Origin of the sequence: Succinivibrio sp., from assembly GCF_045124615.1 — a bacterium.
In the GTDB taxonomy this organism is placed as follows: domain Bacteria; phylum Pseudomonadota; class Gammaproteobacteria; order Enterobacterales; family Succinivibrionaceae; genus Succinivibrio; species Succinivibrio faecicola.
Genome location: NZ_JBGVMC010000214.1, coordinates 1 through 9,380, shown reverse-complemented (window position 1 = coordinate 9,380; position 9,380 = coordinate 1). Strand labels below are relative to the sequence as shown.

Genomic DNA, 9,380 nt, shown 5'->3' with positions numbered 1-9,380 from the left:
CTTTGAAAAATTTTTATGCGGTATATAAGTCCTTTTTAATCGATTTTTTTTAGATTGTGTGCCTTAAATCACAAGTGTATTTGAACAGTTAATGTTTTTATTTGCTTATCTTTTGTAAAAAGTAAAAAAAATTAAAAAAATATATCTATATGAATTATAAGTAAAAGATTGAGTGAAGTTGCGCAAAACGCCATTTGAAAGGCTCATAAAAAAATTTGATGGTGAAAATATAACAAAAAAGAGGAAATTATATGAATTCACTATCAAATGCTTTGCCTATTATGGTTAGCAATTATTCAAAACTTTTTGGTGTTACTGTAAGAATACAGGGAACTAGTGCCTATACAAACGGGCAGGTCATTACAATTCCAAGACTTGATATGAGTGATCCTACCAAGGCAAGACTTGCCTATGGATATTTAGCTCATGAAGCCTCACATGTCAGATATACAGATTTTTCATTAATTAAGACTGAAAAGATAGGAGAGAATCTTCTTTTAATGTCTTTACTCAATATTCTTGAGGACTGCAGAATAGAAAAGCTGATTGCAAAAGAATTTATTGGTGTTTACGAGAACCTTCTTTTGCTTAATGACTATTATGAATCTGAGTGGAAAACCTACTGCAATAATATTCATAACTATGATTCCATTTCTATAATTTTAAGTTTTATTCAATGCTATGCGCAGAGTAATATTCAGCTTTTTGTCCGTTCAAGACCAAAGGCAGCCTTTCTTTTTTATGTACTTAAAACAAGAATTCAATATGAAGATTTAAAAAAGATTATAAGAATTATCAAAAAGTCTTTTTTAGCAAATAGCACTCAGCAGATCCTTGATATATGCAAAGAAATCTATTCTCTTGTAGTTTCCTTGAATTTCAAGTTCAAAGAATATAACGCAGATCCTGAATTTATTAAAAATTTAGGTGATCTGAACATATCACTTCAGTCCGTTGACAAGATGATAAAGTCTAAAGTTGCTAAAAGAAATCTTTCTTTAATGAAGGAATATGCAAAGTTTAGAAATCTGTGCCAGGGAGATTTCAATAATGCTACACCTAATCAGGGTGGTGCCCGTATTATTGAGGAAAACAGTTCAGGAACTCATTCTTCTTCAAGAGAGGATTTTGGACTGTTCAGTGATCAGGACTGTCCTTTAGGTGATCCTGACTTTATCAAATGCGCAGATCAATCATATGGCATCAGAATGGGGCTAAGACATAAGGTTTTAGGTTATGTTCATCATTATGGAAAGCATACATATTCATCAAATAGAATCGATCCTATTAAGGCTCAGAAAGTCTGCTTAGGAGAGGTAAATATTTTTAAAGACAGAATAGTAGCTAGAGATTTTTCAACTTCTGTTCATATTCTTGTTGATGTATCAAGTTCAATGATAACAACAGATGGCGAGAATAACTCAAGAGCTTTTGAAGCTTGCAAAACAGCACTTATGCTTTCTTTGGCACTTGAAAACATCGACGGAATAAAAACTCTAGTTACATATTTTCCTGGTATTAGAAATGAATTTGAAATTGCACTAAGAGCTAATGAAAAGGTATCAAAAGTTGCACCAAGATTTGATCAGACTCCAAGAGGATCAACTCCACTTGCTCAGGCCTTTTGGTATGCACTTGGAAAAGTAAACTCTCTTGAGTGTCAGAGAAATATTGTCATTGTAATTACAGACGGAATGCCTGATTCTATAAACAATACCATGCAGTGTATAGATTATGCAAAAGAGCATGGAGTTGAGGTTTATGGAATATCAATCCGTTCAGAAATGATTAAGCAGATTTTTGATAATGCAATTATTCTTGAAAGTGCTTCAAAGCTTGAAGAAAAATCATATGAGCTTTTCTCAAAACTGTTTGATGTTCAAAAATGCAGATATCTTGATTTAATCGAAGACTAGCGAAAAAAAAGGATTAGTAGAGGTTATATGTAACCATTTTCTTTGCTGTATGTATATTATCTGAAAAATGGTAGAATATGCGCAGTTTAAAGAGGTACATAAATTGTTAAGAAGCGATTTTAATTTTGATTTGCCAGAACAGCTGATTGCAACATATCCAAGTGAACAGCGTACTGGTTGCAGAATGCTTTGTCTGAACGGTCCTGACGGCTCATATTCTGATAAGCACTTTTATGATTTGAAAGAATTCTTAAAGCCAGGTGATCTGCTTGTGTTCAATGACACAAAGGTTATCCCTGCAAGATTATATGGTAAAAAAGAATCTGGTGGTGCTTTAGAGTTTCTTATTGAAAGACTAGTAAGTGAAACTTCAGCTCTGACTCACATCAAATCAAGCCGCTCACCAAAGGCTGGTGCAACACTGATTATTGATGGCGGTTATGAATTCATGGTTGATGGCCGTGAAGGTGAACTGTTCAAGATCTCCACAAAAAATGGCGAATCATTACTCGATATTCTTAATAAGGTTGGACATATTCCTCTTCCTCCATATATCGACAGACCAGATGAAGAGCTTGATAGAGAAAGATATCAGACTGTTTATTCAAAAATTCCTGGTGCTGTTGCGGCTCCAACAGCTGGTCTTCATTTTGATGATAATCAGTTAGAAGAGCTAAAAAAGATGGGTGTGAACCTGGCTTTTGTAACTTTGCATGTAGGTGCTGGAACTTTTCAGCCTGTAAGGGAAGATGATATTTTAAATCATCATATGCATTCAGAATTTGTTCATCTTTCAAAGGAAGTTGCTGATGCTGTAATACAGACTCACAAAAATGGAAACAGAGTTATTGCTGTTGGTACAACAGCAGTTCGCTCATTAGAAAGTGCAGCTTGTTTTGCTAAAAAGAGTGGCTCATCAGATGAGATTGTTCCTTTTTCAAATGATACATCCATCTTTATTTATCCAGGATATGATTACCATGTAGTCGACTGTCTGATTACAAATTTCCATCTTCCTGAATCAACACTAATCATGCTTGTAAGCGCATTTGCAGGTTATTCTCATACAATGAATGCATACTTACATGCTGTAAATGAGAAATACCATTTCTTCAGTTATGGCGACTGCATGTTTATTACAAAGAATCCATTGGCAAAAGAAGATTTGCCTCCATCTGCTAAATAGGATCTGATTATGAAATTTGAGATCAAGTCACGTTGTGGTAAAGCACGATTAGGTCAGATGGTTTTTGACAGAGGTGTTGTCAGAACCCCTGCCTTTATGCCTGTAGGTACACTTGGTACTGTAAAGGCATTGCGCCCTGAGAATGTTGAGCAAATAGGTGCAGATATTCTTCTTGGAAATACTTTTCATTTATGGCTAAGACCAGGTACAGATGTTATCAAAGCTCATGGTGACCTTCATGATTTTATGAACTGGCATAAGCCTATTCTTACTGACTCTGGCGGCTTTCAGGTCTTCTCATTATCTGAAATAAGAAAGGTAACTGAGGATGGTGTATATTTCAGACATCCTATAAACGGCTCAAAGCTGTTCTTATCTCCTGAAGTATCAATGCAGATTCAGTATGATTTAGGTTCAGACATCGTTATGCAGTTTGATGAATGCATAGGTCTTCCTGCCACAAGAGAAGAAATGGGCAGAGCAATGAGGCTGTCATTAAGATGGGCAAAAAGATCTAAAGATGAATTTACAAGACTTGGTAACAAGAACGCACTGTTCGGAATTATTCAGGGCGGTTCTGATGAGGCTTTAAGAGAAGAGTCATTAAAAGGTCTTACTGATATCGGTTTTGATGGTTATGCTATTGGTGGTTTGGCTGTAGGTGAGCCAAAACCTGTAATGTACAAGGCATTGCAGCATATTGCTCCAAAAATGCCAGAGGACAGACCAAGATATCTTATGGGCGTTGGTACTCCTATGGATATTCTTCAGGGCGTACTCAATGGTGTTGATATGTTCGACTGTGTAATGCCATCAAGAAATGCAAGAAATGCACATCTGTTCACATCCAAGGGAGTTGTGAGGATCCGTAATGCTAAATATGCTATGGATACCTCTCCACTTGATGAGAATTGTACATGCTATACCTGTCAGAACTACTCAAAGGCTTATCTGCATCATTTAGATAAATGCAAAGAGGTTTTAGGCGCTCACCTAAATACTATTCATAATCTGCATTTTTATGAACACTTTATGCAGAATATCAGAGATGCCATTGCAGAAAACAGATTAGAGCAGTTTGCAGAAGACTTCTATAAGGTATACGGTTATCCTGAGAAGGTATAGCTCTTAAAGATTGCCAAAAAGCTCATATAATTGTTCTTTTGTGGTGAGAGTTAGCAATATCAGTCTTAAGATCTGATTAAAAAAGAAATTGTGGTATACTCTTTTGAGTTAAAAACTAAAATATAACTATTTAAACTTTTTGAAGGAAAATAAAAATGAGTATTATTTCAGCAGCATATGCAGCAGATACTGCAGCTCCTGCAGCTCAGCAGGGCGGCGATATGAGCATGATCATTATCCTGACTATCTGTATGATCGCTGTTTATTTCCTCTTTATGCGTCCAAACAACAAAAAGCGCAAAGAGATGCAGAAATTATTAGATAATCTAGCTGTTGGTGATGAGGTTTTAACCAATGGTGGTATCGTTGGTCGTATCACTAAGTTACCAGACAACAAGGAATACGTTTTAGTATCAGTATCATCAGGTGTTGTTATGCAGTTTAAGCGCAACTATGTTGTAGCTGTACTGCCAAAGGGCACCGTAGAAGCTATCTGTGTTGAAAAGCAGGTAGCAAATAAGAATAAATAATAACAATTTGTGAAATCAAGGCTACCGTAAGGTAGCTTTGTATCTTTATATAGGTAACATAAAGTGTTAAACAAATTCCCTCTGTGGAAAAACATCATGGTTTTCTTTGTGATTGCTATGGGATTTTTCTACGCACTTCCAAATCTGTATGGTGAAGATCCGGCTCTTCAGATTTCAGGTACTCATGGTGTTGAATTAGATCAGAAGACAGTTGATTCAATCAAAAATACATTACAGAGCAAGAATATTGATGGTAAATATGAATTTGCCAATAATCAGCTTTTAATCAGATTTGCAAATACAGATGAGCAGTTAACTGCAAGACAGATTGTTTCTTCAACTCTGTCTGAAAATTATGTTGTTGCTTTAAATCTTGCACCTGCAACTCCTGAATGGATGAGAAATATCGGCATGCATCCATTAAAGCTAGGTCTTGATCTTCGTGGCGGTGTTCATTTCCTTATGGAAGTTGACATGGAAGAAGCTATGAAGAAGATGAGAGCTCAGATTACTAATGATTTTAGAACAGAGCTTAGAAACCACGATATTCGTTTATCTTCTGTAAAAGCTGAAAATGATTATGTTCTTGTTGAGTTCAAAGATGCTTTAACAAGAGATAATGCTCAAGAGCTTTTAGCGTCTCGTCACAAGGACTTTAAGGTTGTTTCTCAGGATATTTCTGATAAATTTTATGTAAGAGCAACAATGACTCCTCAAAAACTCTCTGAGATCAGAACAAATGCTGTTGATCAGAACATAAATATTATCAGAAACCGTGTTAATGAATTAGGTGTTGCAGAACCTCTAGTTCAAAGACAGGGTGCAGACAGACTTGTTGTTGAACTTCCAGGTGTTCAGGATACAGCAAGAGCAAAAGAGATTTTAGGTGCTACAGCAACATTAGAGTTCCGTCTTGTTGATTCTAACGCTGATATTCAGGCAGCTGCTGCAGGTCACGTTCCTGCTGGCTGTGAGGTTATCAACGATCAGCAGGGCTATCCTGTAGTTGTTCACAAGCAGGTTGTTTTAACCGGTGATCATATTGTTGATGCAAGTTCATCAGCAGATGAGAATGGTCGTCCTCAGGTAAATATCAGTCTTGATTCACGTGGTGGTTCTATCATGGCTGCCTTTACTAAAGACAACATCGGCAAGCCTATGGGAACAAACTTCATTGAGTATGTTGTTGTTCCATCAAATGATCCAAATGCACCAAAGCCAGGTGATCTGAACTACAAGCCAAAGTTCAAGAAGATAGAGAGAATGATTAATATTGCAACCATTCAGTCTCGTCTTGGATCATCATTTAGAATCACAGGACTTGATTCTCCTAAGGAAGCTCATAATTTAGCTCTGCTTTTAAGAGCTGGTGCTCTTATTGCTCCAATTCAGATTGTTGAAGAAAGAACAATTGGTCCTTCACTTGGTCAGCAGAACATTGATAACGGTATGAAAGCAATGCTATATGGTATTGTATTCCTTGCTGTATTCATGATTATCTACTACAAGTCATTTGGTTTTATTGCAAATCTTGCTTTAGTATTCAATCTGGTTTTACTGGTTGGAATTATGTCATTAATTCCTGGTGCAACCATGACACTACCTGGTATTGCAGGTATCGTGCTCACACTTGGTATGGCTGTTGATGCTAACGTGCTTATTTATGAAAGAATCCGTGAAGAGATCAGAAATAACAGACCAGTGCAGATTGCTATCAATGAAGGTTATGCACGTGCGTTTGTAACAATTGCTGATTCTAATATCACCTCATTTATTACTGCTCTGATTCTGTTCATGGTCGGAACTGGTGCGGTTAAGGGCTTTGCTCTTGTACTTATGATTGGTCTTGCAAGTTCTATGTTTACTGCTGTTACAGCATGTCGTGCAGTTGTAAATATTGTATACGGCGGACGCAATATCAAGAAGCTGAGCATATAGGAGAAAATGATGCTTCAATTTATTAAGGATACTACTGTTATTCCTTTTATGAAGATAAAAGGAATTGTTGAAGTCCTTTGCCTTGTATTAGTTATAGGCTCAATTGTATCTATGTGTACTAAGGGGCTTAACTGGGGTCTTGATTTTACAGGTGGTATTGTTGTTGAAACCTCTTATTCAAAAGCTGTAGACCTCAATGATGTAAAGAAAGAATATGCAAAGCAGGGCATTGTTGGTACAACACAGCACTTTGGTACTAATCAGGACGTTCTTGTTAGAGTTGCTCCAAAAGATGGTCTTGATCAGCAGATTGTAACTAACAAGGTAATGGCAGCTTCAAAAGCTCTTGATCCTTCAGTTACTTTAAGCCGCACTGAGTATGTTGGACCTGCAGTTGGTGAGGAGCTTGTTGAAAGCGGTCTTATTGCAATAGTTGTTTCTTTATTAGCTATTCTTATCTATATTGCATTCAGATTCGAGTGGCGTATGGCAACAGGTGCTGTCATTTCACTTGCTTATGACGTTTTTGTTGTATTAGGCACTTTCTCAGTTCTTCAGATTGAATATGACCTTACAGTTTTAGCAGCTGTTTTAACTGTGGTTGGTTATTCTCTGAACGATAAGATTGTTGTATTTGACAGAATCAGAGAAAATGCATCATCTCTTCCAAGAAATACAGTAATGAGCAGACTGTTTGACGTTTCTTTAACTCAGACTTTATCTAGAACCATTATCACCTCAGGTACAACACTGATTACTGTTGTCAGCCTCATGATTTTTGGTGGTGAGATGATTTATGGTTTCGCTCTTGCCTTGTTTGTCGGTATTGTTTTTGGTACTATTTCATCAATCTATGTGGCTTCTACATGGGCATTAATTCTCGGAATCAAGCGAGAGAATCTTGTTCCTGTAAAAATTGAGAAAAAAGAGTCAGATGGATATGAAACCATGGACTAAAAACAATGCATACTTTTATAAGATCATGCACTAGTCTTCTATGTGCAGGTCTTTTTGCCCTCATTCTTGCATCCTGTCAAAGTGGGGGCTTTGATTCCTCTTCAAATAAACTTCAGGGCGATTTTTCAGTTCCTGCCAAATATATTTATCTTGTGAAAACATCCGACAGAACTCTCAATCGAGATCAGAATATTCTTACAAAACTACTGATGATGCTTGATTCTGAGCAGAAAAATTCAGTAGAAAAAGCTGCAATTTTTTATGAGGCTGGTCTTGTATATGATGATTTAGGTCTTGAATCAATGGCAAGATTCATGATGATGAATGCCATTGTAAACAAACCTGATTATGCCGCTGCATATGAACTTATCGGAGTTTATTATTTAAAGGATGGAAGAATTGCTGATGCCTGCGATGCATTCGATTCTGCTATTGAACTTGATAAGAACAGCAAGTCAATGTACCCATACCTTAACAGAGCTTATGCAATGTATTATACAAAGCGATATCAAAAAGCATATGAAGATATCTGTGTATTTTATAATGCAGATAAAAGAGATCCATACCGTTTACTGTCAAAATATATAATTGAATCTGCCTATAAAGGTGAAACTCAGGCTATAGAATCCTTATCAAATGCATATATCAATAACGATCTTGATGTTAAGGCTCCTTTTGGTATTGCACTTATAAATCATACTCTTGGCTTAATTTCGACAGATGAACTGTTTGAAAAAATTCTTGAAGACAAGAATAGAGATGATCTGATGCAAGAGCATCTTTGTGAGGCGTACTACTATCTTGGAAAACAAGCTCTTAAGATGGGAAATGACAAGCTTGCATATGATTACTTCAAACTATCAAGAGCAACAGATAAATATAATTTTCTTGAATACCGAAATTCATATCTGGAGATGCGATCTTTAGAGAAAAAATATAATCTTTTAGCACCATACTCTGCAGAGGAGAGAGAGCTGTAATGAGTGATTTAAATTCAAATGCCGTTATAGATTTGTCCGATGAGCAGTTAGACGATGTAAGACAAGCTATTTTAGCTTCAGATGATGCTCTTGTAATGAGTGAGTTTTTTAAGGCTCTATCCGATCCTACAAGAATAAATATGGTGCATGCTATGCTGATACACAAATGGCTTTGTGTAGGTGATCTTGCAAAGATTGTAGGATTGTCAAAATCAGCTATATCACATCAGTTAGCCTATATGAGAATCAATAAATTGGTTAAGGTAAAAAGAGAGGGTAGAAAAGCCTTTTATGCCCTTGATGATTCTCATGTTGAATCTTTATTTGCCCTGGCACTATCACATATAAAAGAATAAAAATGAATAAACCTGTATATTTTGACTATGCTGCTGCAACTCCTACCGATCCTAGAGTAATTGAAAAAATGGTAGAGAGTCTTTGTATAGATGGAACCTTTGCAAATCCACATGCAAAGGATCATGTATATGGATGGGAGGCAGCAGAAGCTGTCGAGAATGCCAGAGATCAGGTTGCAGATCTGATTGGAGCATCTGCCCTTGAAATCACCTTTACCTCAGGTGCAACAGAGAGCAACAATCTTGCAATCTTTGGTCTTGCAAAAGGTCTTAAGGAAAAAGGTGACAAAAGATGTCACATCATTACATCAAAAATTGAACATAAAGCAATTTTAGAAGCTTGTGAAATCCTTGAAAAACAAGGCTATAAGGTTACATATTTAACTCCAAGA

Annotated in this window: 9 protein-coding genes; all 9 read left to right on the top strand. The window is 36.4% G+C overall.

All coding sequences use genetic code 11. The features are described 5' to 3' along the window. Positions 1 to 251: 251 nt before the first annotated feature. On the top strand, positions 252 to 1,916 hold the full coding sequence (locus ACJML3_RS05700; RefSeq protein WP_406021394.1) for a hypothetical protein: 1,665 nt from the start codon (positions 252 to 254) through the stop codon (positions 1,914 to 1,916). A 103-nt stretch (positions 1,917 to 2,019) separates the two neighbouring features. Continuing rightward, positions 2,020 to 3,102 carry a tRNA preQ1(34) S-adenosylmethionine ribosyltransferase-isomerase QueA gene (gene queA, locus ACJML3_RS05695; protein WP_406021392.1) on the top strand — a complete coding sequence of 361 codons (1,083 nt, stop codon included), beginning with the start codon at positions 2,020 to 2,022 and terminating at the stop codon, positions 3,100 to 3,102. Positions 3,103 to 3,111: 9 nt separating this feature from the next. Further along, a complete protein-coding gene (gene tgt, locus ACJML3_RS05690; protein WP_406021390.1) occupies positions 3,112 to 4,227 on the top strand; it encodes a tRNA guanosine(34) transglycosylase Tgt in 1,116 nt (371 codons plus the stop codon). A gap of 155 nt (positions 4,228 to 4,382) precedes the next feature. Further along, complete coding sequence (gene yajC / locus ACJML3_RS05685) at positions 4,383 to 4,757, top strand: preprotein translocase subunit YajC (RefSeq protein WP_406021388.1); 375 nt, start codon at positions 4,383 to 4,385, stop codon at positions 4,755 to 4,757. 63 nt (positions 4,758 to 4,820) lie between these two features. Beyond that, complete coding sequence (secD, locus tag ACJML3_RS05680) at positions 4,821 to 6,695, top strand: protein translocase subunit SecD (protein WP_406021386.1); 1,875 nt, start codon at positions 4,821 to 4,823, stop codon at positions 6,693 to 6,695. Positions 6,696 to 6,704: 9 nt separating this feature from the next. Then, complete coding sequence (gene secF / locus ACJML3_RS05675) at positions 6,705 to 7,652, top strand: protein translocase subunit SecF (protein WP_406021384.1); 948 nt, start codon at positions 6,705 to 6,707, stop codon at positions 7,650 to 7,652. Positions 7,653 to 7,657: 5 nt separating this feature from the next. Beyond that, positions 7,658 to 8,632, top strand: coding sequence for a hypothetical protein (locus ACJML3_RS05670; protein WP_406021382.1), 975 nt, complete (start codon positions 7,658 to 7,660; stop codon positions 8,630 to 8,632). Further along, a complete protein-coding gene (locus tag ACJML3_RS05665; RefSeq protein ID WP_219937459.1) occupies positions 8,632 to 8,988 on the top strand; it encodes a metalloregulator ArsR/SmtB family transcription factor in 357 nt (118 codons plus the stop codon). Before ACJML3_RS05670 ends, ACJML3_RS05665 begins: the two co-directional genes overlap by 1 nt. 2 nt (positions 8,989 to 8,990) lie before the next feature. Further along, positions 8,991 to 9,380: aminotransferase class V-fold PLP-dependent enzyme (locus tag ACJML3_RS05660; protein ID WP_406021380.1), on the top strand; the 390-nt coding region annotated here is incomplete at its 3' end.

Bases quoted from the DNA above. Each gene is read 5' to 3' on its own strand.
- ACJML3_RS05700 (WP_406021394.1), top strand. From the start codon at position 252: ATGAATTCACTATCAAATGCTTTGCCTATTATGGTTAGCAATTATTCA.
- ACJML3_RS05665 (WP_219937459.1), top strand. From the start codon at position 8,632: ATGAGTGATTTAAATTCAAATGCCGTTATAGATTTGTCCGATGAGCAG.
- tgt (WP_406021390.1), top strand. From the start codon at position 3,112: ATGAAATTTGAGATCAAGTCACGTTGTGGTAAAGCACGATTAGGTCAG.
- yajC (WP_406021388.1), top strand. From the start codon at position 4,383: ATGAGTATTATTTCAGCAGCATATGCAGCAGATACTGCAGCTCCTGCA.
- secF (WP_406021384.1), top strand. From the start codon at position 6,705: ATGCTTCAATTTATTAAGGATACTACTGTTATTCCTTTTATGAAGATA.
- ACJML3_RS05670 (WP_406021382.1), top strand. From the start codon at position 7,658: ATGCATACTTTTATAAGATCATGCACTAGTCTTCTATGTGCAGGTCTT.